Origin of the sequence: Arcanobacterium haemolyticum DSM 20595 (assembly GCF_000092365.1) — a bacterium.
GTDB classification, from domain to species: Bacteria; Actinomycetota; Actinomycetes; order Actinomycetales; family Actinomycetaceae; genus Arcanobacterium; species Arcanobacterium haemolyticum.
Genome location: NC_014218.1, coordinates 1,776,781 through 1,803,485, shown reverse-complemented (window position 1 = coordinate 1,803,485; position 26,705 = coordinate 1,776,781). Strand labels below are relative to the sequence as shown.

Below are 26,705 nucleotides of genomic sequence, written 5' to 3'. Positions count from 1 at the left end.
ATAATATTGAGGCCTCCCACTCTGCTTCTATCTGACCGCCTGGTTTAATTTGGTTCTAATCCGGTGACGAGGAATCGCATACGGTTAGCAACCGAAACAGCGTGATCGCCGTAACGTTCCAAATAGCGGCTTAGCAGTACAGCATCCACGATTTCCTGCCGGCTTAGATCATGCCCAGGATCAAGGACGATCGAGAAAATTTCCCGATGCAGATCGTCTAGAACATCGTCGTCGTCAATAATCGCATCCGCTAAACGCAAATCGTGCGTTTCAATCAACTCCGCAACCTTCTTCCCAACTATTTCTGCCTGATCGGCCATGCGGGATAGAATCGCGAAAACGTCGCCTTCAACAGGAGTTTGCGGGTAGCGGCCACGCGCCACATACGCAACGTGCCGCGCCAAATCGCCCATGCGCTCCAGAATTGACGAAAGGCGCAACGCGGAGACAACCGTGCGCAGATCCGACGCCACTGGAGCCTGGCGTGCAAGCATTGAAATCCCCATGTCGTCAATATGCCGTTCCAGCAGATCAATACGGGAATCTGAATCAATCACCTGCTCTGCCACTGCAAGGTTCGCATTTTTCAACGCGGCCGCCGCGCGCTTCATTGCTTTCGCAGCCGCCTGCGCTTCAAGCGTGAGAGTCTTTGTTAAATCGTGCATTTCTTGCCGAAATTGTTCGCGCACAGTCAATCTCCTAAATGTGAAAGGAACATCCGCTTTCTAGTTAACCAAGGAGAAGTAAACGACGCCGGCCGGGAAAGTGAACATTTGGCAAACAAATCCGGTGTACACAGAAATGTGTGGGAGGCGTGCAATAGGCTTGGAGTATGCCTGAAGGTTTAACGTTTGTGATGGGTTTGATCCTGGGAGCTTTAATAGCTGTCGGGGCATCTGTTGCGTTTATTGTGAGTGAACGCCAGCATCGTGCCGAATCGCGGCGTGAAAGAGAAGGGGCGCTTGAATCTGCAACGTCTGTTTTTAACGCCCTGCCTCAAGCCCATATTGTGATTGATGCCCATGATCGGATCGTACGTGCCTCTCCTCGTGCGTATGCGTATGGGCTGATTTGGGAGGCGCAACTTCGGGCCGATGTGGCTGATCTTATTCGGGATGCCCGGGCTCGCGGGAAAATCGTTGATGCTGATCTGGTTGTTCCACGCGAAACCATGGATGAAGCCGCTGATCTGCGGCTGTGGCTGCGTGCGGCGCCTGTAGAAGGCGATCATATTCTTGTGCTACTGGAGGATATGACTGCCAAACGGCGGCTTGAAGAAACCCGACGCGATTTTGTTGCCAACGTATCGCACGAATTAAAAACTCCGGTAGGAGCAGTGCGTCTACTTGCTGAAACGATTCATTCGGTGGCTGACGAACCTGAACACGTACGCCACTTCTCTGAGAAGATGATGGCAGAATCGGAACGGTTGGGCAACCTTGTTAAGGAAATCATTCAACTTTCTCAGCTCCAAGAAGGCGATTCTCTTGCCGATTCTGATGTTGTGTCTGTGGATCAGGTGATCGAAGAAGCGCTTGATCGAGTTCGGATAGAAGCCGAAAACAGGAATGTTTCCTTGATTTCTGGAGGTAGAAGTGGACTGCGTGTGTACGGTGATCAGGCGCTACTGACAACCGCTATCCGCAACCTTTTAGATAATGCTGTTCGGTATTCGCGCCCACATTCGCGCGTCTCTATCAGCGCGATAAATCAGGACGGAGAAGTTCACGTCATCGTCCTTGATCAAGGGGAAGGGATTGAACCAGATGTGCAACCGCGGATCTTCGAACGTTTCTATCGAGGTGACAAGGCGCGATCGCGTGAAACTGGCGGTTCTGGGCTCGGGCTTGCAATCGTTAAACACGTGGTGGCAGATCATGGCGGGCGAATCAAACTGTGGAGTGAAGTCGGCAAAGGATCAACATTCACGGTTATTCTTCCGGAAGCGTATACGCCGGATATGCTCGAAGAAGCACAACGGCAAGGCCGCGGTTCAACAGTGGAAGGTGAATGATGGTTACGGTGTTGATTGTTGATGATGAAGCAACATTCCGCGATGTTTTGCGTTTTAACCTCAATCGCGATGGGTATGACGTCCTTACTGCGTCCAACGGCGTGCAAGCGCTCGATGTGTATAAGAAAGCGGACGTCATCTTGCTTGATCTCATGTTGCCCGAAATGAGTGGAGAAGATGTGTGCCGGAAGATTCGGCAACATTCGTCCGTGCCCATCATTATGGTGACAGCCAAAGAAAGTGAAATAGATAAAGTTGTTGGCTTAGAAATCGGTGCAGATGACTATGTGACAAAACCGTATTCCTACCGTGAACTAGTGGCTCGAATTCGTGCGATCTTACGGCGAACTGGAGCAGAACCTGCCACGGAAGAACCACAACCGATCACGATTGGGCGAGTAACTATCGATCCTGTAGCACACGTTGTTTACGTTGATCATCAGCCGATCAGCATGCCACTTCGTGAATATGAACTACTCGAATACTTGATGGAGAACGCAGGACGAGTAGTCACTCGCGGTCAAATCTTGGATCGAATCTGGGGAATAGGCTATGTGGGCGATTCAAAAACGCTAGACGTTCATGTGAAACGCATCAGATCTAAGATCGAAAAAGATCCGGTAAACCCCTCACTGCTGGTGACAGTACGCGGAGTTGGATACAAGATCGTCACGCCCTCAGCATAGGTTCCAGCGGGGCCTCCCAGAACTTTGGTAGAATAGGGGCATTCCATGTTCGCGGAGAATAGAGAGACTACCACATGAGCTTCAAAGTCGGAGAAACGGTCGTTTACCCTCACCATGGGGCTGCGTACATTGAAGATATTTCAGAAAAGATGATGCGTGGAGAAAAGCGCCTTTATCTCACTCTGCGTATCATTCAAGGTGATATGGTGATCCAGGTCCCAGCAGATTCAATCGAACAGGTTGGTTTGCGGGATGTATCTAACGATGAACAACTTGAACGCGTTTTTGCTGTGTTGCGTGAAGAAAATGTTGAAGAACCATCCAACTGGTCACGCCGGTACAAGGCCAATGGTGAAAAACTCACGTCAGGTGATGTCAATAAGGTTGCTGAAGTTGTCCGCGATCTTACCCGCCGCAATAGCGATCGTGGCCTTTCCGCAGGTGAAAAACGTATGCTCGCTCAAGCCCGTGGAATTCTAGGTTCAGAAGTTGCACTAGGCCGCGGAATTAGCGATGAAGAAGCAGCTGAACTACTCAACGAAATTCTTGGAGAGTTCACACCTTCTCCTGATAGCTCCGAATCTGCCGGAACACCAGAATCCGCAGAATCTGCTGAATAATAGATGTGCTCATAAGGGTCGTACCATAAAAGGTACGGCCCTTATGTTGTTCAAAAGAAACAAGGAAATGTGATGAGCTGGAGCGCTATTATCGCAGGTGCAGGATCAGGAAGCCGTCTAGGTTCCCCTATTCCTAAAGCACTCGTTCACCTTCACGGTGAAGCACTGATCGTACACGCTGTGCGCTCAATGAAAGATGCGGGCATCGAACAAATTATTGTGACCATCCCAGAAGGCTATGCGGCCCAGTTCGAATCAGAATTATCGCACGCAAACCTCACCGCCCAACTGGTTGTTGGCGGATCTACCCGTCAAGAATCAGTAGCGAACGGCTTGCGGCACGTTACTACCGACTACGTGTTAGTTCATGATGCGGCCAGATCGCTCACCCCGCAGGCGATGATTCACCGGGTTATGGAGACGATTGAAGCAGGAACACCTGCCGTGATCCCAGCTCTACCGGTAATCGACACAATAAAACAGGTGGATTGCACCGAAAAAGTAGTGGCCACCGTACAACGTGAACACTTACGTTCAGTTCAAACACCTCAAGGATTCAGCGCCGCGCTACTCCGCACAGCCCACACCTTCAGCGAACAGCTGAGCGTATCTGAAGCCAGTGCAATAACTGACGACGCCTCGCTGATCGAACTCATGGGCCAACCCGTAACTGTGGTCCGTGGTGATTCCTGCGCCCTCAAAATCACTACACCATTCGATTTAGCGGTTGCAGAACTTCTCATAACCACCCATCAAGCAGGCAAGGCATAAACGATGATCACCGATATGCGAGTTGGAACAGCGATCGATACCCACGCATTTTCCGCAGATCCACACCGTACGCTCTACCTCGCCTGCCTAGAATGGCCAGGAGAACAAGCACTCGAAGGGCATTCGGATGCAGACGTGGTAGCACACGCTGCCGCCGATGCCCTCCTGATCGCATCAGGAATTGGCGAACTTGGCACAGTATTTGGCGTAGACCGTCCAGAATGGGCAGGAGCATCAGGAACAGCGCTCCTTACTGAATCAGTACGCCTAGTCGCCAACGCAGGCTGGACCATCATGAACGTCACAGTACAGTTGCTCGGCCAAAAACCACGTTTTGCACCACGTAAGATGGAAGCGGAAAAGGCGATGACCGCCGTCGTCGGCGCACCCGTTTCAGTATCCGCAACCACAACCGACCATCTCGGATTCGTAGGCCGCAAAGAAGGACTCGCAGCGATCGCAACGGCGCTCGTCGTCAAAAAATGTGGCGGCTGAAACCGCCACACCCGAGCGTAAAATGTTAACGCTCCTTTTGAACCTTAGCGTGCCGTGCCACAGGAATAAACGCCACTAAACCAAGGAACAAAACCACAACAATTCCCATCACGCCAAAATACGCTGCCTCTTCTTGGGAAATATTAAGCAACCACGCCCCCATAGAAATCGCGGAAGCGTACAACAACGGAGCCAACGGAGAAGCTGCACGCCCAGTCGTTGCGTATAAACCAAAAATCTCCGCTTCTTCGCCAGGAGGCGCCAAACGCGCCAAATACGTGCGTGACGCCGACTGAGTTGGCCCCACAAAAACACACAACGCCAGACCAAAAGCCCAATACGCATCGTGGCCAGAGAAACCGAAAATACCATCGTGGAACACGAAAACGCACGTGCCCAACACAACCATCGAGCCAACCGAGAAAATAATAACCTTAGCGGCCCCAATACGATCGTCCAACCAGCCAAAACCAATCGTAAAAATACCAGCAACCACGTTCGCGGCAATACCAAACACGATAACTTCTGAACTCGAAAAACCGAACGCAACGCCAGCAATAATCGCACCAAACGAAAAAACGCCAGCCAAACCATCACGATAAATCGCAGAAGAAATCAAGAACCACAAAACAATGCGATCCTTATGCCACAAGTCAACGATAGAACGAAACAACTCGCGGTAAGCATGGCTAAAACCAGCAACAGCGTTGTCCTCAACACGAGCCTTATTTTTGAGAGTAAAAATCAACGGGAGCGAAAAACCAGCCAACCATGCGGCAGCGATAAGCATGGATACACGAACGTTTAAACCTTCAACACTCGTGACTCCAAACCAACCCACCTCGGGGCTAATAAAACCAATAAACAAGATCAGCAAAAGAACAATGCCACCCAAGTAGCCCAAGCCCCAGCCGAAACCAGAAATGCGGCCATAGTGCTCCTTCTTTGCCAAATCAGAAAGCAAAGAGTTGTACACAACAGAACCGGTTTCGAACAAAATATTGCCAATGCCCACCAAAACCAGGCCAAGCAACAAGTAATCTTCGCCAGGCTTCACAAAGAACAACAGTGCGATGATAGCTGCCGTGCCCAACGTGGTAACAGACAAAACGGTGGCGCGCTTGCCGGAACGATCAACAGTCTGCCCCAATGCTGGAGCAATAAGGGCGATAATGATGCCTGCGATTCCCAGAGCCCAGCCGAGGTAAGAGTTGGCGTGATCGCCGAAGAGCTTTGGGTTGGAAATATAAAAGGCGAAGATGAAAGTGGTGACGATCGCGTTGAACGCAGCCGAACCCCAATCCCACAAACCCCAATAGATCACTTTTTTGGTGAAAGGGTTCGTTTTCTTTGTAGCGGCCTCTGGTGCTGTGGTTTCCGTTGGATACGGAAAGGCGTCATTACTTGGTAGAGGCATTGTTTCTGTACTCATGTATGTAATCTATCTCCATTTAGTTACGGATGGGTAAATAAGTGAAAAATTACTTGTGTGAAAATGGACAAATGTTCGGACAATGGGCGGTGGCGGCTGTGGATAGACTGAGATTTCCACAGATTTATACGTGTGAGGATCTTGGTACGGGGTGCGGTTGTTTTTCAGTGTAAAATCGTGGGTATGGCACTACATATCTATGACTCCGCTACGCGGGCTATGCGCGAATTTACGTCTCTTGTACCTGGCAAGGTGGGCATTTATTTGTGTGGTGCAACCGTTCAGGGTTCGCCGCACATCGGGCACATGCGTTCTGCAGTGGCGTTTGACGTGTTGGTTCGGTGGCTTCGCCGGTCCGGTTACGAAACTACGATGGTACGTAACGTGACTGATATTGATGATAAGATTTTGGCGAAATCGGCGGACGCTGGGCGGGAGTTTTGGGCGCACGCCTACATTTACGAAAATGAATTCACGCAGGCGTACGATGCGTTGGGCGTGTTGCGGCCAACGTATGAACCGCGCGCTACCGGCCACGTTCCGGAAATGATTGCGTTTATCGCGCGCTTGATTGAGCGCGGGCATGCGTATCCTGGCGATTCCGGGAATGTGTATTTTGACGTGGCATCGTTGGCTGATTACGGTTCCTTGACGCGCCAAACGTTGGATGATTTTAATGACGACGCCGCGGTGGAACCTGACAAGCGCAACCCGCGTGATTTTGCGCTGTGGAAGGCCGCGAAGCCGGGCGAACCGGCCAGCGCATCATGGGATACCCCGTGGGGGCGTGGCCGGCCAGGCTGGCATTTGGAATGCTCGGCGATGGCCGGGAAATATTTGGGCGAAAGCTTTGATATCCACGGGGGCGGGATCGATTTGCGCTTCCCTCACCATGAAAACGAGCAGGCACAATCGCATGGGGCGGGCTACGGGTTTGCGCAATATTGGATGCATAATGCGTGGGTGACTATCGACGGCGAAAAGATGAGCAAATCTTTGGGAAATTCGTTGATTGTATCCCGGATTTTGGAAGAGTATCCTGCGGTTGTTGTGCGGCTGGCACTGGGGGCAGTGCATTACCGTTCTACCGTGGCGTATTCGGATCGCACTTTGGCAGAAGCGGGGGCGGTATGGGATCGTCTGGCTGGCTTTGTGCGGCGGGCAATTGATGCTGTTGGTGAGGTTCCTGCAGAAGAAGTGGCGGGTATTGGGCTTGCCGAACTCCCGGATGAGTTCGTTGATGCGATGGATGATGATGTGAATGTTTCTGCCGCGCTGGCAGTGATTCACGAACATGTGACTGCCGGAAATAATGCGATTGCGGCTGAAGAACACGTAGAGATTCGCCAGGAACAGGCACTTGTTCGTGCTATGCTCGACGTTCTTGGGCTTGATCCATGTGCTTCGCCGTGGCATGAAGAATCCTCGGCAGGATCTGATTATCACGAAGCGTTGGATTCGTTGGTCCACGCGATTTTGAATGAACGAGCTGCCGCGCGTGCGGCAAAGGACTGGGCACGAGCAGACGCCTTGCGTGATTCACTGCAGACTGCTGGTATTCAGGTAGAAGATTCGGCGGCGGGTGCTCGCTGGAAGATCGGAGAAAAATAATGGCAGGTCATTTCGGGCGTCCAGGAGCAGTACGTAAGGGGCCCAAAAAGGGTACACGTGTGGGGTCTGGCGGTCAGCGTCGCCGCGGCCTTGAAGGTAAAGGGCCAACACCTAAGGCTGAAGAACGTACATACCATCCGGCTTACAAGAAGAAAGTGGCGCGTGAAGCCGCTGCTGTGAAGGCTGCTGGGCCGAAGTTGCGCGGGCATTTGCATACGCCTGAAGGTTACGAATTGGTGAGCGGGCGCAATCCAGTTGTAGAAATTGTGGCCTCCGGTATCCCGTTCAGTCGCGTTTTTGTTGTGGGTTCGTTGGCTAACGACGAACGAGTGGCCACCGTTCTTCGGGCCGCTACCGAATCTGGTGCGGAACTTATTGAAGTGACTCGTTTTGAGCTGGACAAGATGACTGACGGTCAGGTCCACCAGGGTATCGCCTTGGAAATCCCGCCATATGAATACGTAGATGTAGAAGAACTTGTGGCGCTTGGCCACGATCACTTAGAACCAGGGCTCATTGTGGCATTGGATTCCGTGACTGATCCGCACAACCTGGGTGCGGCTATGCGTTCGGCATCTGCGTTCCGTGCAGATGGTGTATTGATTCCTGAACGCCGGAGTGCTGGTGTGAATGCTACCGTGTGGAAAGTTTCTGCAGGCGCGGCGGCGCGTGTGCCCGTTGCACGTGAAACAAACCTGGTGCGTGCGCTAGAAGATCTGAAAGCTCAAGGATACTTTGTTGTTGGGCTTGATGGTGGGGGAGATGCTACCGTTGATACGCTCGATATGGCAGATGTTCCACTGGTTATCGTGACTGGTTCGGAAGGCAAGGGCCTTTCACGCCTGGTTCGCGATACATGTGATGTTATTGCTTCCATTCCGATCGCATCGGATATGGAATCGCTCAACGCAGCCGTTGCAACCGGTATTGCGCTCTATCAGATCGATGTTAAGCGTCGTAACTTCCATCAAAAGAAGGCGTAATAGATCATGACCTCCTGGAGATCAGTTCGCGGGCATATTGATATTCTCGATGCCTACCTCACCACCCCAGAAATCATCGAAGAATTCTTTGCTGATCAGAAAATTCTTGGGCGTGGTATGCCGGTAGAGAATGGCTATGATTTCGAAGTTGCGATCAGTGGGCGCCGCCGGCGTGTGGCGATGCTAGACGATGCGGGCACGGTTATTCGTGGCTTGTCCGTCACTGATCTCCTGGTGGACATGCAAGAAAAGCTCCGCAAAGTTGCTGTGGAACTTGATGGCGAAGCAGTCCACGGTCCAATCGATCTGGGTGCGGTTGATGTAGATGACGATCTGGATATCGAACCAGAGCAGGATATCCATGATGTGGATGCCGGCGTATCGGGTGCGAAACTTCCTGATTTCGATTCCGGCTCAATGATGCTGATTACGGACATGTCCATGTCCGAAGTCCCGCCACTAGCAAATACGCAGGGTGCTCCCATCATGGTGAGTAAATTCGGAAATTTGCGTGTGCTAGTTTCCGAACAGCCACTTAATGGATACCGTAAAGTATTCCCGCGGCCAAACTACATGATGGCATTGGCTGCCAGCACAAGTGATCACGATCGTCCAATGTTGGCCGTGCGCCGCGATGGCATTCGAATGGTGTGGGACTGGAGCGGCGAGATGCCACTGTTCGCATGGATCGTGCACGGATCGCCAGCCCATGATTTTGTGATAGATGAACTCGGCGCCGGTGCTGTAGCCCGCTTGGCCATCGCCGATCTTATGAATGTCACATTCGCCCACATGCGTCGTGCACTTCTGGAAACTCCAGAACGCGCCGTCTATACTTTCTTGGCCACCCTGGGCCTCCCGCGCGAAATCGCCGATGTGCTCACAGGACGCGGATCTCTTTCTGCTGTTCCCGCAGCTCACGTAGTGTCACCAGAAGATTGGACGTTTGCAGAAACTCTGGCATGGGAGTTCGCTGGAGAAGGCGTAGTTGAACCATCAATCATGCGCGCCGTGCAAAAAATCTATCTTGATCGCCCGTGGTTAGTAGCCATGGGATCGGTAGCCCAATCAGCGATTGCAGGAGCGCTCCTGGCAACCGCATACAACCGCCACCGTCGCGGAATCGGCGGCACTGCACTGGCTGCTGTTGGGGCAGGCGTACTCATGAGTGCCTTCACACGCATCGGCACCACCACCTATATGCGAAATATTGTTGATCGGAAACAATCAACAATCGAATCATGGCGCAATATGCGCAACTGGGAAGGATAATCATGAACGTTCCAGAACCTGTGGCAGAAGAACTGGCAGCATTTTGGACCCGCGCCAAAACTCGTTCTAAGCTCGCAGAAGTTCCCGGCGTGCTCGCATACACCGATGTAGTTTCCGTGGAACCGCCATCATTCGCCTTGGGCGATGGCACGCGTGCACTCGCGGATGAACTGGCCCGCTTGGTTCTGGACGGCACCAAGTGTGCAACATCCAGCTACGCGCCGCTCTACGATCATGCAGAAGAATCCTATCCCCGTGTTGGTGATCTCTCGATCCTGCTAGATGGTAACGCCCATCCGGTTGCTCTCCTTCGCAATCGCCAGGTAGAAATCGTCCCATTTAATGAGATAACAGAGTCCATTGTGAAAGCAGAAGGCGAAGGAGACGTCTCCCAGTGGCGCGCCAAAAACGCTCACATTTTTGCAACAGAATCCGCGGAAATCGGCGTGGAATTTGACGAAAGTGCGCCCGTCGTCGTCGAATATTTTGACGTCATGTACCGTGTGGATACGGACGTAGCGTAACCACTATTCTTTACTTCACACACAGTAAAGTTGAAAAGGGGTCCTGCCAATCCGTATAGTTCTGGACGTTTGTGTACAAGACCTTGGCTAGGAGACTCGCATGTCGCAGCTTTTCACGTGGAAACTCCACGGGGACGGAACAAAAATCACTCCAGGGGAGATCGTTCCACCGAATGAACGGCTTTCATGGCCCATTACGTTTGGTGTTGGTGCTCAACACATGGTGGCCATGTTTGGAGCGACATTCCTAGTTCCACTATTGACTGGTTTCGACCCGGCAACAACTTTGTTCTTCACCGGCGTTGGAACCATTCTTTTTATCCTCATCACGTCCGGCCGCGTGCCGTCCTACTTGGGATCCTCGTTCGCGTTCCTCGCTCCGATTGGCGCCGTGACCGGGTATGTTGCGAACGGCGGCAAGCCGCTGAGCGATGAACTTGCGTCGCTGGCCCAGGGCGGAATCATCATGACCGGCGCTCTGCTGGCCCTGATCGGCGTGGCCGCCCACTTCGCCGGCACCCGCTGGATCGACGTGTTGATGCCACCAGTTGTGACCGGCGCGATCGTTTCGCTCATTGGTTTCAACTTGGCGCCGTCCGCATGGAACAACGTGAAGGCCGCTCCGGTTACCGCAGTGGTGACGATCGTGGCGATCTTGCTGGCAACGGTGCTGTTCAAGGGAATCATGGGGCGCCTCTCAATCCTGATCGGCGTGATTGTCGGATACGTGACGGCGATTATTCGTGGCGAAGTTGATTTCGGTGCGGTGGCGGCCGCGGATATCGTTGGGTTGCCACACTTCCGCGCACCATCGTTTGATCTGAGCCTGTTTGCCCTCTTCATTCCAGTAGTTTTGGTGCTGGTTGCGGAGAACGTGGGGCACGTGAAGTCTGTTTCCGCGATGACTGGTGAGAACTTGGATGCCTACACCGGCCGTGCACTTTTCGCCGACGGCATGGCAACCATAGTTGCCGGTTCCGGTGGCGGTTCTGCAACAACAACGTATGCCGAAAACATCGGCGTCATGGCCGCTACGCGCATCTACTCTACTGTTGCTTACCTGGTGGCGGCAGGGTTTGCTCTCTGCCTGTCCATGTTGCCGAAGTTCGGTGCGGCCATCGCGACGATTCCAGCTGGTGTTCTTGGCGGTGCTGCGACCGTGCTTTATGGGATGATTGGCATGCTGGGTATTCGGATTTGGGTTCAGAATAAGGTGGACTTCTCTGATCCAGTCAACCTCAACACCGCGTCCGTAGCGATGATTGTAGCAATCGCGAACTACACGTTATTCGTGGGCAACCTAGAATTCTCTGGAATCGCGTTGGGATCCTTCGGCGCGATCGTGATTTACCATGTGATGCGCGGACTGTCCCGGTGGCGTGGTACGACAATCGAGCCGGCTACTCCAGCTTCCGCACCTGCAGGTGCAGAGTTGGAACAGGGCGCGCTTGTGCGGGAACCGTGAAGTTTTAATTAACCGACGTACAGTTTTTGATCGGCTCCATTGATGAGGATTTTTCTTCATCGGTGGGGCCGATATGAGTTTCGGTGAATTTTTTGCCGATGACGACGTCGATTACGTCGGAATTAGTGTTCGCATCAAAATGAATCGTGGCACCCGGGAAGTAAGCGCGGAGTGTGTAAGCGCCGTCGATTCCCTTCTTGCCCGCGATAAGGCGAGTGGATTCTGGAAGTGGCTTGCCATTCCAATTGGTAGTTTCTGTAACCGTGACGCCGAGGGAGCTTAACGCTTGGCCGACTGCGCCGGCTTGCCCACTGACTGAGGTGGAGTTGTAGATACGTGTTGTGAGTGTAGCAAGATCCTTTGGCTTGGCGTTGTCCGATGGGCAAGGGACGGTTGCTGTTGGTTCAACTTTTGAAGAGAATCCAACATTAAATGGTGCTGGGATAATACCAACCCAAATCAGTGTTCCGAACACAAGAAGGAAGGCCATCACGGCTGAGATAGAACCGAAGATGACTGTTTGCCGTTGCTGAATTCGCTTGCGGTATTCCGCGCGTGGATCATATTGGGTGCTCACCTTATCTAATGTAGCGTACAAGTTGTGGCAGGGCGAGTGCCAATGGAAAACAGCGGGAGGTTAATCCCGCTGTTTTTGTTGTTTTCCGGACAGTAAGAATGTCAGTGCTTACGGCGGAAGGCAAGGAGGCTTGCGCCGGTTCCGGTAAGGCTCAGAGCCAAGGTGATTCCGCCGATGGAAAGACCAGTCTTTGCCAGTTCACCAGCCTTAGCTTCCGTATGCCGTGGAGATACTAGGGTGGTTGATTTCTTGCCAGACGTGGACTTTCCAGCCTGTGGCTTACCTTCTTTAGTCTCGTTATTTCCTGCTGGCGTGCTTGCGCTTGCGTCAGAAGAAACGTCATTACCTGAAGGAGTTTCAATCTTTGGTGCCGGCGTACCTGGAGCTGGAGTTGGTTCAACCTCTGGCGTCGGGGACTCTGGAGCCTTTTCAGATTCAGACATTTCTGGTTCAGCCTGCGGAAGGACTTTGATGTACGCACGGGCAATACCGTCTATCTCTCCGTCCGGCCCGTTAGAGTAGGTGACCTGAAATTTTATGTACCCCTTCATAAGCGGGCGAGTTAGGGTAGGCTGTAACTACGCCTGTTTCGTGATCGAGCTTTAGAAAATCAGGGCCGTGAATTTTTTGGAAGTACGGCTTATAGGTAGGATTGTAAACTCGTGGCGCAATAGAAACAGTCTCCTCTACCTTAACCTCGACGATAGGGTAGAAGTACTGACCATCAATAATGCCCCGTTTTCTTCATCTCCTTCTGCGGCAAACGCGGACGATGTGGTAATCATTCCGGCGCCGGTAAGGGCGAACGTATGCAATATCAGATTGAATCTGAGTTTGTTCGGCCATAATGCCTGTTTGAGTTAATTGTTCGTCATACAGTGCGGCTTGCGTTATTGCCACTTCTTGAAGCGCATTAAGCTGGCGTTGTGGCATTGCCATTGCTTCATGATGCTGACGTTCCATTTGGTGCCGAGTTATCTCATTCTGGCGGGCATATTCTGTCAAGGAAGCAAAATAGAGGCGGTCTGCTTGAGCAGCTAATCCTGATGCGTCACTAGAAGGAGATGGCACGCGGCCAATAATAGATTCTGCCCTGCGGCAATCTGACCAAGAAGTTCGTGTTAATTGCTGAGATCCTTTAAGTAGATATTTTTGCCGAAATGACGAATCGCCAGAGCTGCTCCTATTAGAACAAGAGCTAGAGCATAATGTATGACGAAAGCGTATAGTCCAATGATCAGAAGAGTTAATTCAGCTATTTTTCGTTGTCGATTTTGTTTTTTGAGAGAGCGGACTCCTTCATTGACTTCAGCGCACGTCTTTGTGTAGCCGTTATCGAAATCTTCACGTGCTTTTTTAAGTTGGGCGACGATGGATGCGAAAGTGTCGAATTGTGTTGTGGAAAGTTCGTCTTGATTGATGTTATCCAACACGTTCAGCAAGTCGTATGAGGCTTTCTCAACTCTTGATTCTTTATCGTTTGTGGCGGAATCTAACGATCTTTTGAAATCGTCTTTGAATTTATTCATGGTGAATCCAATCGAACATGAAAATAGCGCATTTAGACAGAAAGTGACTTTACATCATAAACGTATCGCTAACTGTATAAAAATAATCTAGCTAGCGAGGTGGATATAGGTAACTTGCCGTGAAAATCTTGGCTTATGCCTATTCCCCAATCTTTTATGAGCGCTGAAGACGCTGCATTGGCGCAAGCATTTCGTGCAATTCTGGGGAGAAAAATAACTCGACGTCGAAAAGACACCCGTTGGTCACAAGAAGCCCTTGCTAATGAATCAGGTTGGAGTAGACAACAGTTAAGTAGAGTAGAAAACGGAATATCGTCAATCGGAGCAGTGGCCCGGGCTGAAAAAACTAGACCATCTGGTTTGAGAGTGTCTTCCGTGACAGCCCCGGTTGGGGCAGGAAGATTGGAGAGCATGAAGAAGTTCTCGAAGCACACACCCGAACAAATCGTGGTGAAGCTCGACAAGGCCAGGTCCTTGAAGGAATCTGGCAGCACCGTGGCAGAGGTTTGCCGTGAGCTTGGCATCAGTGAGGCAACGTATCACCGGTGGCAGAGACAGTACGGCGACATGACTCGCAGTGAAGCACGGCGGTTCAAGGAGCTGCAGGAAGAAAACGAGAAGCTCAAGCGGTTGCTTGGGGAGGCTGAACTCGAAAAGTCGCTGCTTAGGGAGTTAGCAGAGGGAAAATTCTGACCCTGGCACGCAAGTACGAAGCGATTGACCATGCCCTATCGTTGGGGTACTCAGTGCGCTTGGCATGCCGCGTTGTCGGGGTTTCCCGCGGGGCGTACTACAACGCCCGACGCCACACAACCGGGCCTTCTGCCACCGACAAGCACGCCTCGTTGCGTAGCTGGTTGGTGACCTTCGCTGCATCCCATCGTCGCTGGGGCTACCGCCGCGCGTGGGTTAAGGCTCGTGAGGCCGGGTTTGACTGCGGCCGCGATGTCGTGCGCCGCATATGGCGCCAGGAGGGTCTGCGGGTGTTTCCACGCAAGGCTCCCAAGCGGCGGTGTCTGCCCCTATCCACCCCTCGGGTTGAGCCAGCTGCGTGTCCCGGTGATGTGTGGGCATTGGACTTCCAGTTCGACACTGACTACCACGGTAAGACGTTTAAGATCTGCAACGTCATCGATGAGTTCACACGTGAGCACGTGGGATTCGAGGTCGGGCGGTCTATTACCGCCGTGTCAGTCATTGAACTGTTGAGCAATCTTGCTGCCTCCAGAGGTGGCCGTCCGCGAGTGTTGCGCATGGATAACGGCCCTGAGTTCATCAGCCACGAGCTGAACAAGTGGGCAGCCAAGGAGGGCACTGTTGAGGCGTTCATACCACCAGGAAGGCCATGGCACAACGGATTCGTGGAGTCGTTTCACAACCGCCTCCGCGATGAGCTACTCGAAGACGAGATGTTCGACGACCCGGCCCACGCCAGCCACTGCCTCAGGTTGTGGTCAAAGCGCTACAATACGTGTCATCCGCACTCAAGCTTGGGCTTTGTCCCGCCAGCGCAGTACGCCAAACAATGGCACCTAACCCAGGGAGGCCCTCAAGCCGCCCGGTCCTAGATTTCAGCCCGCTCCAGCAGATCGTTTAGTCGCTCTTGCCTTAGTGCTCGAAACTGAAATTACTGAACTAATGTCAACCATGGAAGAAATTAAACGCGAAGTAGACCTTCACCGGACATAATACGGCATCAGTGGAAACCATTTTCCCTCCTCATTAGACTGAAGTGAGGAGGAAACATACGTGTCTAAAACTTTCCAATCGTTGTCATATCCAAACTATCGCCTCTGGTTTATCTCCAACTCTTTTTCCGCAACAGCCGTGTGGATGCAACGTGTCTGTCAAATCTGGGTAGTTTTAACCGTACTCACACACAACTCTGCCATTGCTGTAGGACTAGTCACCGCCTTCCAATTTCTTCCGCAGATGTTGCTCGGACCATTCGGAGGGGTACTAGCGGACTGGGCAAACCGGCGTCGTCTTATCCAATCCACCCAAATCATAGTGGCAGTAATCGGACTCATCCTCGGAATCTTGCTCGTGACCGGGTACGCGAACCTGTACCACGTGTATACTGCGGCGTTACTTTCGGGAACCGCGGACGCGCTCTCATCCGCGGTACGCAACACGTTCCTATCGGAACTTGTGCCCACAGAATCGTTACCAAACGCGATTAGCTTGAATTCGACCTCGTTCAATATCGCACGCCTCATCGGACCAGCGCTGGCAGGCGTGCTCATCGAACTTGTGGGGCCAGGCTGGGTGTTTATCCTCAACTTTGCGCTCTTTGCGGTGCCGGTGCTGGCGCTCGCGATCATGAAATCCGAACACTTCTTCCCGCACATGGCCGTGCCGCGCCACAAAGGAATGCTACGTGAAGGCTTCGCGTACGTGCGCACCCGCTCCGATATTTTAGCGATTTTGGTGCTGATTGCTGTTGTGTCTGGCCTTGGACTCAACTTCCAGATCACCCAAGCGCTCATGGCAACTGACGTGTACGGGATGGGTGCTGGATCGTATGGCCTGCTCGGATCAATGTTGGCGATCGGATCGCTGACAGGCGCGCTACTTTCTGCGCGGCGGAAAGCTCCCAGGTTTTCGAAACTGCTTGTGTACGCGGTGGCGTTCGGGGTGGTGGCTATCGCCGCTGCGTTCGCCCCGACCTACACGGTGTTTGCCCTGCTTATGATCCCAACCGGGTTCACCATGCTCACGTTCTTGATCGCCGTGAACACGTTGGTGCAAATCAGCACGCCGCCGGAACTGCGCGGGCGCGTGCTGGCGATCTATTTTGCAGTAAACCTTGGAATCACGCCGATCGGATCGCCTGTAGTGGGGTGGATTGGGGAAGTTTTCGGGCCGCGGTGGTCGATTGCTGTGGGTGGGATTGCATCGATTCTGATTGCGTTGATTATCTTTGTGTGGGCGAAAATCGCGTGGGACGTGGAATTACATCACCGGTGGAGGTGGCCGTTCGTAGATATTCACGGGCCGCGTGAACGGTATTTGGGGAATGAATTTACCACCACGGACAGCGGGGCGCGCTGACTTTTCGCTTTGTGCTTCCCGAAAAAGCGGGAGGCAGGGTGGCAGTGTCATATATGAGGCTGGCGTGCAGGCTGGCGCTTTTTGGGGAACTGGAAGAAGAGAAAATCCCCGGTAAGAAATCTTACCGGGGATCACCTGCGGAGGATGGGGGATTCGAACCCCCGAGGGCTTGCACCCAACACGCTTTCCAAGCGTGCGCCATAGGCCACTAGGCGAATCCTCCTGCATACGCCGCACTGACGTACCCGTTAATAGTATATGAAAGAGCCAGCATTATGCGAATCGATGTAGTGTTACCTGCGTAATAGATTCGCATAAATAATGTTTATCGCGTAAACTGATCTTCGACTCCTCACGTGGCGTCATCTTCGGTTAATTCCCCAGGGCAGGAATGCAGCAAGGAGACCGGGCTCTGGCGGGTGCGTGGGGAGTCCTTTTATTTTTACTATTGAAAACCTAAATCCCTCAGAGCAGCGCTACCTGTCTGGCAGGCATCACTAGATTCGCAAGATATCAACGACGATCGATCATGGTGTAAATTGTTCCCCTGGCCGGATGACTTTAGCTATCTGGCCATTGAGGTCAAGAATGAAGACGGTGCCAGCTGGAGCTGTGATTACTTGGCGTCCGTGTTCGGTCTGCGGTTATTGAGTATCCAGAATCTGCTGCGATAGCAGCATGGGGCGCGAAAATAAGGCATGCGGTTGAGATTGCCCCCGGCAAGGCTTGCTGTAGCTTTCCCGTGGTTAAAGGCTACGCTTGACAGCGTAGAACATCAAGAGTTTTTGCGATGTATGACACTCTTTGAGTGAGAGGTTTGATGAACCGCTCTTGTTGTGGATATTGTGCGTTCTCCACAGTCTGTGATGTGACGCGTCAGGTGTGGGAGGGGTCGAGTAAGATGGTGTTCGTGAGTGTAGCCATGTATCGCCGTTACCGGCCCCAGTCCTTTCAAGAAGTCATTGGCCAAGACCACGTTGTTGCGCCGCTAAAAGCGGCGCTGGCAGCGGGGCGTACAACCCATGCCTATTTATTCTCTGGCCCACGTGGATGTGGCAAAACCACATCGGCACGTATCTTGGCACGTTGCCTTAACTGTGCGAACTATCCCACAGATACTCCATGTGGCGTGTGTGAATCATGCCGTGATTTGGCCCGCGATGGTGCAGGATCTTTGGATGTTGTGGAACTGGATGCGGCATCGCACGGTGGTGTTGATGATGCTCGTGATCTGCGCGAACAAGCAGGCTTCGCTCCGGTACGCGATCGCTTCAAGATCTTCATTATCGATGAAGCCCACATGGTGTCTAACCAGGGCTTTAATGCACTCCTGAAACTGGTGGAAGAACCACCAGAACACGTGAAGTTTATCTTTGCTACCACTGAACCTGAAAAAGTGATTGGCACGATCAGATCCCGTACCCATCACTATCCGTTCCGCCTTGTTCCACCACTGGATCTGGAAAAATACCTGGCTCGGTTGTGTGCACAAGAAGGTGTGAGCGCATCTAAAGACGTGCTGTCTCTTGTTATCAGGGCTGGTACGGGTTCTGTGCGCGACACTCTGTCGGTACTCGATCAGATCATCGGTGGATCCGATTCGCATTCGTTGGATTATGAACGCGCTGTTGCTCTATTGGGGTACACCTCCGCACACCTGCTAGATGAAGCGATTAGTGCAGTGGCAGATAGAGACGGCGCAGCACTCTTTAGCGTGGTCGATTCCGTTGTGAAATCAGGCCACGATCCACGCCGATTCGTTGAAGATCTCCTACAACGCCTCCGTGACGTGGTGATTATTGCCCTCACTGGTTCGGAATCGCGGGACGTCTTTGTTACCGTTCCAGACGATCAATATGAGCGTATGGAAATCCAAGCAGAAAAGCTTGGTGCCGCGCGAGCATCGCGATGTGCAGACATCACAAACGATGCGCTCAACATGATGGTTGGTGCCACCTCTCCACGGCTTCAGCTAGAACTTCTCTGTGCACGCTTAGTTGTGGCTCAAGCAGAGATTACGCAAGCGAAGGCCCCGTCGTCGCCAGAAACACACGTTCCTGAAGGCGGGCAAGTTTCAACTCCGCCGCAAACTCTTAGCAAGTGGAAGAAGCCGTCCGCGCAAGAATCCGCAGCGCAACGGCAAACCCCGCCTCCGGCGCAACCGGAACCGCAACGTAACGTGATGCCAGAGCAGGTCGAAGAAAAACGTCCGGCGGCTCCAACGCCAGTCGCAACTCAAGCCCCGGTAGTCGCGGCGCCAATGGCTCCTCCGGCACTTGCTGCGCCACAAGAACCTGCGAAACCAGAACGAAGCTCACACGTTCCGTCTACTGACATGCCAAAGGTTCCGCCACGCAGACCAGAAAATCTGCCGGAATCGGCGTCTGCACAAGCGCGAGCGGCGGCGTCGAACCCGGCGCACGTCATCTTCGATAAAATTTCGGCGGCGTGGCCACAAATTCTGTCGAACCCACATCTTGGTGGCTTGGTGAAAAACCAGCTCAACTCGGGTGCGCGGCTCCACGATATTGCAGACAACACGTTACGCATCGCCTTCAAGATGCCTGCGGTGGCAACACGATTCAACCAACGTGGGTCAGGGCAGCATGTTGCGGAAGTTATTCGTGAAGTACTGAAAATCGATGTTGGTGTGGAAGCGATCCCGGACGATGGGCAAACACACCCAAAAGCTGAGGCCGCGCCGAAACCCGCACAAGTATCGGCACCCGCGGCCCCTCCACGGCACCAAGAAAAGCCCGTAGAACCGCCAATTCAGTATGCGGATCCAGCCGATTTCCCACCGGAACCATCCTGGGAGGAAGAAGAACCGATCCCAGATACACGCAACCCTAAGCCGGTTACGGACCCCGTAGATCCTGCGGGCATACTCGCAGATCTAGTTGAAGGGCGTGCCCAGATGAAAGGGGCAGATCACGTCTCAGAACCGGCAGTTGAAACTCCGGCAGTTGAAAGTCCGGTGAGTGAACCTACACGGGCTGAATCTGTACTAGTTGAAGGGTCGGCACCTGCCGAAACCGAACCTGTGCCATCTCAGGTACGTAAAGAAGACGACGTCCCCTTCTTCACACAACCCATGCCAGCTATACCACCAATGGAATATCCAGGGCATGGTGTGGCGGCGCAAGCGTCAGCCCAGCCGCAAACACAATCATCCCCAGTGATACCGCAGGTTTCGCGGCAAGGTGAGGCAACGGCGTCGAAGGAAGTCAAACCGCCATTCGCTGTGCCAGCGCGCGCCGAAAAACGGCCAGTGTGGGAAGTCCACCCGCCTGAAAAAGAAGAAAAACCCGCTGGAAATGACTGGGAAGAAGTCTCGGAAGACGATCCGGATATTAGCGAATCGTCGCTCGTAGGCCTGAAAGTGCTTCTCAATACATTCGATGCGCGAATCATCGAAGAAATCGACGAACGAACGGCAGGTGAATAATGGCAGGAGTCTACGACGGCGCCGTTCAAAGCCTCATCGACGAACTCGGGCGGCTACCCGGTGTGGGGCCCAAAAGCGCCCAGCGCATCGCGTTCCATCTTCTAGAAGCAGACGACGACGAAGTAAACCACCTTGTTGAAGCCCTCCAAGCAGTGAAAGCAAAAGTGCAATTCTGTACCGTGTGCGGAAATATTGCCGAAGGAGATCTGTGCCGAATCTGTGCTGACCTGCGGCGCGTAGAATCTACCATCTGCGTGGTTGAAGAAGCCAAAGACATCGTGGCTATCGAACGGTCCCGCGAATATCGCGGAAAATACCACGTTCTTGGCGGTGCCATCGATCCGATCGGCGGTGTTGGGCCAGATAATCTTCGCATCCGTGAACTTTATGCCCGATTGCAAGATGGGACAGTGGAAGAAGTCATCCTAGCCATGGATCCCAACGTAGAAGGCGAAGCCACCGCAACTTACCTGGCAATCAACCTTGCACACATGGGAGTTGTAGTATCACGGCTAGCCTCCGGGCTGCCGGTGGGTGGCGATCTTGAATACGCAGATGAAGTAACAATTTCGCGGGCGCTTGAAGGCCGGCAACGGATTCACACGCCAAGTACGCCGGCGTTGTGAGATGTTGATGTGAGGGTGCCCTGGGCGGAAAATCGTTTCCACCCAGGGCACCCTCCTTATCGCGTTTATTGTTCTAAAATATCTGGTTGTAGGTAGCAGTCACAGATAATATTCATCAAAATCATGCGGAGCTTCACGCTCCAACATGGTGGCTTCCTCGCGGTGCGATGGAAGGACGTTGTGAATATAGGACTGTACAGCGTCTGGCAATGGAACGTCATGGCCTGCATGTTCCGAAATGTACCAACGATGTTCAAGAATCTCATGGAACAACTGAGCAGGCTGGAGTTTTCCGCGCAGATCATATGGAATCGCATTCACGGCGGGTTCGTACACGTTGGCCATCCATTCGTGGGCCACGATCGAATCGGGCAGATTCCACAGCCCATTCACGGCACGGTAGCCATCGATGTCATTCATCATGCGGCGGGCTTGGGCTTCTTCTACGTCCATACCGGTAAGGCGCATAATTTTGCGTGAATAATGGCCGGCATCCACAACCTTTGGCTGGATGGAGAGCCGGGTGCCATCAATATCGGTACTCATTTCGATTTCGCCCACTTCGAAGCCGAGTTCATTGAGACGACGGATACGGGCGTCCACGCGCCAACGATCGGAGAGATCGAAAGATTCGGCGCTAGTGAGCTCCGCCCAGAGTTCCCGATAACGCCGTTCGAACCGATCGCCCACTGCGATGGCATTAAAATCTTCATCCAAAACACCACCGGCTTGGAGATCCATAAGTTCGCCAATGATGTTCGTACGAGCCACGTCAATATCATAGGAACGCTTGCGTTCTGAAAGATTATCTTCGATTTCGCCGGTTTCGGCATCAACTAGGTAGGCGGCAAATTCGCCGGCGTCGCGCCTAAACAAGGTATTCGATAGCGAAACGTCACCCCAGAAGAAACCAAGAAGGTGGAGGCGAACCATAAGTACTGTAAGGGCATCGATCAGGCGGTCAACAGTTTCCGATCGCATTGCCTGTTGGCCGAAAAGTGCACGATAAGGTAAGGAGAAGGGGAGGTGCTTTGTTACCAGAACCGCATTGAGGGCTTCGCCAGAATCAGATGTTCGCCCGGAAATCACGGCGAACGGTTCAACGCACGGAGCATCGAGGCGTTCGAGATTCCGTAACGTTTCGTATTCTTTGTACGCAACTGTTTCGCCAATCTCTTTGACGGCGATGATTTGATTTTCCAGCCGAACAAACCGCACGATGTGCCGGGAGATACCACGCGGGAGTTTGGTGACGATGTTTTCAGGCCATTCTTCAAGTGGAACGTTCCAAGGCAGATCCAAGAGAGCAGGGCTCACTGTGGCTGATGTGATTTGAAGAGTCTTAGGCATAAGAAGGGATTCTTGATAGGGGAAGTGTATGGACGGATGGCTTCTCATCCTGTGCAAGGTTGCGCTCCTGCATGAGGAGGCATAGCGCCTTGTAAAAGGTGAGGGTGTGAGAGACATATTCTCTCACACCCTCACCTAGCGTGTCTCACTCACCGATTCGGTTACCGGTTGCGGCAGAGAAGTAGTGGATGTGATCTGCGCGTGGACGCAGGTAAACAACATCGTTCGGGTTTGGAACGTTTTCTGGTGGAATACGAACAACCATGGTGTCCGAGCTATCGCCAGAACCGAAGCGTTGCGATTCACCCTTGTGGCCGACGATGGTGCCGTAAACGTAAGCATCAGAGCCGAGTCCTTCAACGAAGGTGACCTTTAGCGGTACAGAGTGATCTTCTGCCATTGGAAGAACTTCGAATGCTTCTGGACGCATACCGATGGTGATTTCGCCGTTGTCTTCTGCAGTGAGGGCATCAAGAACATGCTGTGGAAGATCAAGGCGAGCATCGCCGAACACGGCTTGGTTACCTTCGATTCTCCAGTTACCCAAGTTCATTGCTGGCGATCCGATAAAGCCTGCAACGAATGCGTTTGCTGGGCGTGCGAACATTTCTGCTGGGGATGCAACTTGCTGGAGGAGGCCATCCTTGAGAACTGCGATGCGATCGCCCATGGTCAGAGCTTCGGTCTGATCGTGGGTAACGTACACGGTGGTGACCCCGAGTTCACGCTGGAGCGAAGCGATCTGTGTACGAGTCTGAACACGGAGCTTGGCATCCAAGTTGGAGAGCGGTTCGTCCATGAGGAAGACTTGTGGCTTACGGACGATTGCACGGCCCATAGCAACACGCTGGCGCTGGCCACCGGAAAGTGCCTTTGGCTTGCGTTCGAGGTATTCGGTGAGATCGAGAATCTTTGCTGCTTCTTCTACGCGCTTACGGATTTCTGCCTTGTCCACACCGGCGATCTTGAGCGCGAAGCCCATGTTGTCAGCAACAGTCATGTGTGGGTAGAGAGCGTAGTTCTGGAACACCATTGCGATGTCACGATCTTTTGGCGAAACATCGGTGACATCACGTTCACCGATAAAGATTCTGCCTGCGTTGACATCTTCGAGGCCTGCGAGCATGCGCAACGACGTGGATTTACCACAGCCTGAAGGACCAACGAGAACGAGAAATTCGCCATCAGCGATTTCGAGGTTGAGTTTATCTACTGCAGGCTTATCTGCGCCCGGGTAAACGCGAGTAGCGTTTTGGAAAGTAACGGTAGCCATTACCTTATCCCTTCACCGGCAGGTACGTGCCGGACGATCCATTGTGAAAGGTGTCTGAGTGTCGACTCTGACACGCACTTCGCCTCGGTGCGAAGCTTCCATTATTCTGCCACATATCGGATGATTTTTTCTATTGTTAAAACGTTTTTGTGTGTGGTGGTTTTGGGGTGCCACGAAAATATGTGGGAGGCCTGAGTTAGGCTAAGAAGTGACGTGGGAGGTGCGATGCGAGAACGCGAAGATTTATCTGGTTATACGTTGATTAAACGGATTGGTTTCGGTGGTATGTCCACTGTTTATGAAGCTATGAGTCCGTCTGGTGAACGCGTTGCGTTAAAACGCATGAATCCAGGGTTGATTGGTGACGATTCTGGGCGGGCGCGGTTTTTGCGTGAGATAGCAATGCTTCAGCGGGTTTCAAATCCGCATGTTGCGCAAATTTTAGACGTAGAAATTGATGACGACCTTTTCATCGTCACTGAGCTAATCGACGGTCCCACGTTGGAACAAGACGTCATCGATAGTGGCGTTTTTACAGGTACGGATTTGGTTGAGCTAGCGCAAGAGCTTGCAGATGCGTTGCGATCCATTCATCGAGTAGGCGTGTTACATAGAGATATGAAACCATCCAACGTGATGATTGGCGAACAAGGTATCGTGCTGATCGATTTTGGTATTGCACAAGCTGAAGGAGCTACAAGGCTTACTCAAGCAGGTTCGGTTGCACATACGCCAGGTTACGTTGACCCGCGAATTATACGTGGTGAAGTTCCAGATGAGGCGGCGGATTGGTGGGCGCTCGCGGCCGTTATTGGCTTTGCGGCGTGTGGGCACCCGATTTTTCATGGTGCTCCGGCGGCGATTATGCGACAGATTCTCTGTGGAGAACCAGATTTGGATGGAATGGATCCGGCAGTTGCACGGGTTGTTTCAGCAGCGCTTGTGCCTGATGTATCAAAACGATTGAGTTTTGATGAGTTAATTGATGCGTTGCGTGATCCTTCTGGTTTCGTTACGGACGAGGAAGCCGACGTCGTTGCCCCACCTCTCCCCGAAACTTCCGATGATGCAGAAGTTACTCGAATCGACGATGCAGATGAACGCACACAAGTGATGCCATATCCTGAACCGATCGTTCCTGTAACGCAAATTCTTGACGCGGAGATGGCGGGAGGGCTACCAGATCATGCGATACCTGTGGAAAGTACAGGTATAACCGCGCACGTCACGAATGACAGTGATAGTAGACAGTTGGTAAATCCAGCACCCCCGCGTACCTCATTACCCCGATCCTCACGTGTTTTTTCACTGCTGATGATGGTTGCCCTTTCCATTCTCAGTGGCTGGAATCTCCTGTTAGTAGGATTGATTCTTGGAGGCACATTCGTCGTCTCATATATCGTTGGCGGATTCTGGGAACGGGCTGCGCGCGGAAAGAAAAACGGATTTGTTGCAGTGTGGCTTCTGCCACTGATGTTCGTGCGCGCCTTGCTCATGGCGGCAATTGGGGGTGCGGTTGCTTTGCTTGGAGGTTTCGGGAGTCTTTGGCTAATTCTCCAACTTATGGGGACTCATTACGTACTGAATGACCTACGTTGGATGATCGTTGCTTCTGTTTTTGTAGCACAACTTCTACTTTGGAATGTTGATTGGGGGAGGCAATCAAGGTTGGGATGGCAGCGAATGGTTGAAGAAATTACGCCGTCGGCATCGTATTATGTGTTTTGGTGCGCCATAGGAATTGCCTTATGTATGGCTACTTTAGGGCTAATTCTTGGGGAATCGGCTTCTAATATTCCTAGCATTATTGTCCACATTTTCCACCTTAAGCCCGGGGCTATGCAGTTTAGTTTTTAATGTAAACGTTCTATGATCTATTTCAGTCAATCAGACCCCATATAGAGGTGAATAATGGCATCTAAAAATACGCCTGGCATGTCTCAGAATAAAATGACTAAAGAGGAACGGCGCCAAGCTGCTCGCGAAAAGGCACGTGTACTTCAAGAGCTTGAATCAAAACAAGCGAAGAAACGCAAAATCGTGACCATATCTATCATCGCAGTTGCCCTTCTCCTTATATCGTTCGCTGTTTGGCAGATCGTTACATCTGACAAAGGCGGCACGAAAGAATTAGGTTCTTATACAGGCACCGCACGCGAAGTGAAAACAGACAACGTTTCTGCTGATGGTGGCGTTCTTTTCAACAAGGACGGTAGCGCAACTGCAACGGAATCTGGCAAGCCAATTATTGGGCTGTGGTCTGATTACATGTGCCCAGGCTGTGAAGCATTCGAAGCTAAGTTTGGTCCACTTCTTACCGATCACTCTTCTAAGGGCAATCTTCAGGTGAAGCTCTATCCGGTAAATACTCTTGGCACTGACTTCTCTACAAAGGGTGCTACAGCGTTCTACTATGTGGCTCAGTATGCGCCGGAAAAGGCGTGGGCATTCAATACTGCTCTGATGAATTACGGCCAAAAAGTCCACCAGCGCACAGCCAACAGAAACCCAAGTGCAAGCGAGATCGCCGATCTTGCTAAGAGTGTGGGGGTTCCGCAGGATGTGGTGAACGATCTTCCTGCATCAATCGTTGATCAAAAATGGCAGGGAGTAGTAGCTAAGACTGTCGAAAAGTTCCGTGCCAATGAATTCACTGGTACGCCAACACTCACAGTGAATGGCAAGGCGGACGATTCTTGGACTAAGGGAAATCCAGATGAACTAGTTCCTGAAATCTTAACCAAAGCTGCTGGAAAGTAAGTCGGCAAACGAAACGTGTCGAAGATTACCCGGTGGTGGCATTGGCACCACCGGGTAATTTCTGCCATTATTGTTATGCGCATCAGTTGATGCGTAAGCCTCCTTAGCTCAGTTGGTAGAGCAACGCTCTTGTAAAGCGTAGGTCGTCAGTTCGAGTCTGACAGGGGGCTCTTTCTTTTACCTCAGCATGTTAAAGAAAAATACATGCTGGGGTA

24 protein-coding genes, 2 tRNA genes, 1 other RNA gene and 1 pseudogene are annotated in these 26,705 nt (G+C 52.3%); 19 read left to right on the top strand and 9 right to left on the bottom strand.

All coding sequences use genetic code 11. The annotated features are described in order from the left end of the window. Positions 1–44: 44 nt before the first annotated feature. Complete coding sequence (gene phoU / locus ARCH_RS08365) at positions 45–689, bottom strand: phosphate signaling complex protein PhoU (protein WP_013170837.1); 645 nt, start codon at positions 687–689, stop codon at positions 45–47. A gap of 143 nt (positions 690–832) precedes the next feature. Between phoU and ARCH_RS08360 the strand changes: the two genes are divergently transcribed. The 5 genes from ARCH_RS08360 (at position 833) to ispF (ending at position 4,586) form a co-directional block, all read left to right on the top strand. Then, on the top strand, positions 833–2,014 hold the full coding sequence (locus ARCH_RS08360; RefSeq protein WP_013170836.1) for a sensor histidine kinase: 1,182 nt from the start codon (positions 833–835) through the stop codon (positions 2,012–2,014). Then, positions 2,014–2,700, top strand: a complete 687-nt coding sequence (locus tag ARCH_RS08355; RefSeq protein WP_041641087.1) for a response regulator transcription factor — start codon at positions 2,014–2,016, stop codon at positions 2,698–2,700. Before ARCH_RS08360 ends, ARCH_RS08355 begins: the two co-directional genes overlap by 1 nt. 74 nt (positions 2,701–2,774) lie before the next feature. Next, positions 2,775–3,320: a CarD family transcriptional regulator gene (locus tag ARCH_RS08350; protein WP_013170834.1), complete on the top strand. Its 546-nt coding sequence runs from the start codon at positions 2,775–2,777 to the stop codon at positions 3,318–3,320. 72 nt (positions 3,321–3,392) lie between these two features. Then, the gene (gene ispD, locus ARCH_RS08345) at positions 3,393–4,091 is read left to right on the top strand and encodes a 2-C-methyl-D-erythritol 4-phosphate cytidylyltransferase (RefSeq protein ID WP_013170833.1); all 699 of its coding nucleotides are present in this window, start codon (positions 3,393–3,395) and stop codon (positions 4,089–4,091) included. A gap of 3 nt (positions 4,092–4,094) precedes the next feature. Beyond that, positions 4,095–4,586 (top strand): 2-C-methyl-D-erythritol 2,4-cyclodiphosphate synthase, encoded by a 492-nt coding sequence (gene ispF, locus ARCH_RS08340; protein WP_013170832.1) that lies wholly within the window; start codon positions 4,095–4,097, stop codon positions 4,584–4,586. Positions 4,587–4,611: 25 nt separating this feature from the next. Here the strand turns inward: ispF and ARCH_RS08335 are convergent, their stop codons facing one another. Further along, on the bottom strand, positions 4,612–6,018 hold the full coding sequence (locus ARCH_RS08335; protein ID WP_231957975.1) for an MFS transporter: 1,407 nt from the start codon (positions 6,016–6,018) through the stop codon (positions 4,612–4,614). Positions 6,019–6,201: 183 nt separating this feature from the next. Here ARCH_RS08335 and cysS point away from each other — a divergent pair, with 183 nt between their 5' ends. The 5 genes from cysS (at position 6,202) to ARCH_RS08310 (ending at position 11,873) form a co-directional block, all read left to right on the top strand. After that, the gene (gene cysS, locus ARCH_RS08330; RefSeq protein WP_013170830.1) at positions 6,202–7,629 is read left to right on the top strand and encodes a cysteine--tRNA ligase; all 1,428 of its coding nucleotides are present in this window, start codon (positions 6,202–6,204) and stop codon (positions 7,627–7,629) included. Beyond that, positions 7,629–8,612, top strand: coding sequence for a 23S rRNA (guanosine(2251)-2'-O)-methyltransferase RlmB (rlmB, locus tag ARCH_RS08325; RefSeq protein WP_013170829.1), 984 nt, complete (start codon positions 7,629–7,631; stop codon positions 8,610–8,612). Before cysS ends, rlmB begins: the two co-directional genes overlap by 1 nt. Before the next feature lie 6 nt (positions 8,613–8,618). After that, positions 8,619–9,884: a hypothetical protein gene (locus ARCH_RS08320; RefSeq protein ID WP_013170828.1), complete on the top strand. Its 1,266-nt coding sequence runs from the start codon at positions 8,619–8,621 to the stop codon at positions 9,882–9,884. Positions 9,885–9,886: 2 nt separating this feature from the next. Continuing rightward, positions 9,887–10,408: an ASCH domain-containing protein gene (locus ARCH_RS08315; protein WP_013170827.1), complete on the top strand. Its 522-nt coding sequence runs from the start codon at positions 9,887–9,889 to the stop codon at positions 10,406–10,408. A 100-nt stretch (positions 10,409–10,508) separates the two neighbouring features. Continuing rightward, positions 10,509–11,873: a uracil-xanthine permease family protein gene (locus ARCH_RS08310; RefSeq protein ID WP_013170826.1), complete on the top strand. Its 1,365-nt coding sequence runs from the start codon at positions 10,509–10,511 to the stop codon at positions 11,871–11,873. Between the two features lie 4 nt (positions 11,874–11,877). Here ARCH_RS08310 and ARCH_RS09480 read toward each other — a convergent pair whose 3' ends face one another. The 4 genes from ARCH_RS09480 to ARCH_RS08295 all read right to left on the bottom strand — a co-directional run bounded on the left by ARCH_RS09480 (position 11,878) and on the right by ARCH_RS08295 (position 13,979). Next, on the bottom strand, positions 11,878–12,450 hold the full coding sequence (locus tag ARCH_RS09480) for a LytR C-terminal domain-containing protein (RefSeq protein ID WP_013170825.1): 573 nt from the start codon (positions 12,448–12,450) through the stop codon (positions 11,878–11,880). Positions 12,451–12,551: 101 nt separating this feature from the next. Continuing rightward, positions 12,552–12,893, bottom strand: a complete 342-nt coding sequence (locus ARCH_RS08300; RefSeq protein ID WP_148214501.1) for a hypothetical protein — start codon at positions 12,891–12,893, stop codon at positions 12,552–12,554. Positions 12,894–13,194: 301 nt separating this feature from the next. After that, a complete protein-coding gene (locus ARCH_RS10010; RefSeq protein WP_187286507.1) occupies positions 13,195–13,413 on the bottom strand; it encodes a hypothetical protein in 219 nt (72 codons plus the stop codon). Between the two features lie 158 nt (positions 13,414–13,571). Next, complete coding sequence (locus ARCH_RS08295; RefSeq protein ID WP_013170823.1) at positions 13,572–13,979, bottom strand: hypothetical protein; 408 nt, start codon at positions 13,977–13,979, stop codon at positions 13,572–13,574. A 135-nt stretch (positions 13,980–14,114) separates the two neighbouring features. On the opposite strand from ARCH_RS08295, the pseudogene ARCH_RS10560 reads away from it, so the two are divergent. The 3 genes and pseudogenes from ARCH_RS10560 to ARCH_RS08280 form a co-directional block, all read left to right on the top strand. Continuing rightward, positions 14,115–14,288: pseudogene (locus tag ARCH_RS10560) on the top strand (helix-turn-helix domain-containing protein); the annotation flags it as partial. Between the two features lie 102 nt (positions 14,289–14,390). Next, a protein-coding gene (locus ARCH_RS08285; RefSeq protein WP_389400668.1) for an IS3 family transposase occupies positions 14,391–15,547 on the top strand; the annotation gives its coding sequence in 2 pieces (ribosomal slippage) (positions 14,391–14,667 and positions 14,667–15,547; 1,158 coding nt in all). A 181-nt stretch (positions 15,548–15,728) separates the two neighbouring features. Then, positions 15,729–17,033 (top strand): MFS transporter, encoded by a 1,305-nt coding sequence (locus ARCH_RS08280; RefSeq protein WP_013170822.1) that lies wholly within the window; start codon positions 15,729–15,731, stop codon positions 17,031–17,033. Positions 17,034–17,171: 138 nt separating this feature from the next. Here the strand turns inward: ARCH_RS08280 and ARCH_RS08275 are convergent. Next, positions 17,172–17,256: transfer RNA gene (locus ARCH_RS08275), tRNA-Ser, on the bottom strand. Positions 17,257–17,376: 120 nt separating this feature from the next. Here ARCH_RS08275 and ffs point away from each other — a divergent pair. From ffs to recR, 3 genes are all read left to right on the top strand, one after another. Then, positions 17,377–17,472, top strand: an RNA gene (gene ffs / locus ARCH_RS09780) — signal recognition particle sRNA small type. A 462-nt stretch (positions 17,473–17,934) separates the two neighbouring features. Beyond that, positions 17,935–20,481, top strand: a complete 2,547-nt coding sequence (locus ARCH_RS09475; RefSeq protein WP_013170821.1) for a DNA polymerase III subunit gamma and tau — start codon at positions 17,935–17,937, stop codon at positions 20,479–20,481. Then, the gene (recR, locus tag ARCH_RS08265; protein ID WP_013170820.1) at positions 20,481–21,107 is read left to right on the top strand and encodes a recombination mediator RecR; all 627 of its coding nucleotides are present in this window, start codon (positions 20,481–20,483) and stop codon (positions 21,105–21,107) included. Before ARCH_RS09475 ends, recR begins: the two co-directional genes overlap by 1 nt. A 99-nt stretch (positions 21,108–21,206) precedes the next feature. On the opposite strand, the gene ARCH_RS08260 is transcribed toward recR, so the two are convergent. Beyond that, positions 21,207–22,457, bottom strand: coding sequence for a DUF4032 domain-containing protein (locus tag ARCH_RS08260; RefSeq protein WP_041640447.1), 1,251 nt, complete (start codon positions 22,455–22,457; stop codon positions 21,207–21,209). Positions 22,458–22,602: 145 nt separating this feature from the next. Beyond that, positions 22,603–23,730, bottom strand: a complete 1,128-nt coding sequence (locus ARCH_RS08255) for an ABC transporter ATP-binding protein (protein WP_013170818.1) — start codon at positions 23,728–23,730, stop codon at positions 22,603–22,605. Between the two features lie 225 nt (positions 23,731–23,955). On the opposite strand from ARCH_RS08255, the gene ARCH_RS09470 reads away from it, so the two are divergent. The 3 genes from ARCH_RS09470 (at position 23,956) to ARCH_RS08240 (ending at position 26,660) form a co-directional block, all read left to right on the top strand. Then, complete coding sequence (locus ARCH_RS09470) at positions 23,956–25,587, top strand: serine/threonine-protein kinase (protein WP_013170817.1); 1,632 nt, start codon at positions 23,956–23,958, stop codon at positions 25,585–25,587. A gap of 78 nt (positions 25,588–25,665) precedes the next feature. Further along, positions 25,666–26,490: a DsbA family protein gene (locus ARCH_RS08245; protein WP_170121729.1), complete on the top strand. Its 825-nt coding sequence runs from the start codon at positions 25,666–25,668 to the stop codon at positions 26,488–26,490. Between the two features lie 97 nt (positions 26,491–26,587). Next, positions 26,588–26,660 (top strand) — tRNA-Thr (locus ARCH_RS08240). Positions 26,661–26,705: the final 45 nt, after the last annotated feature.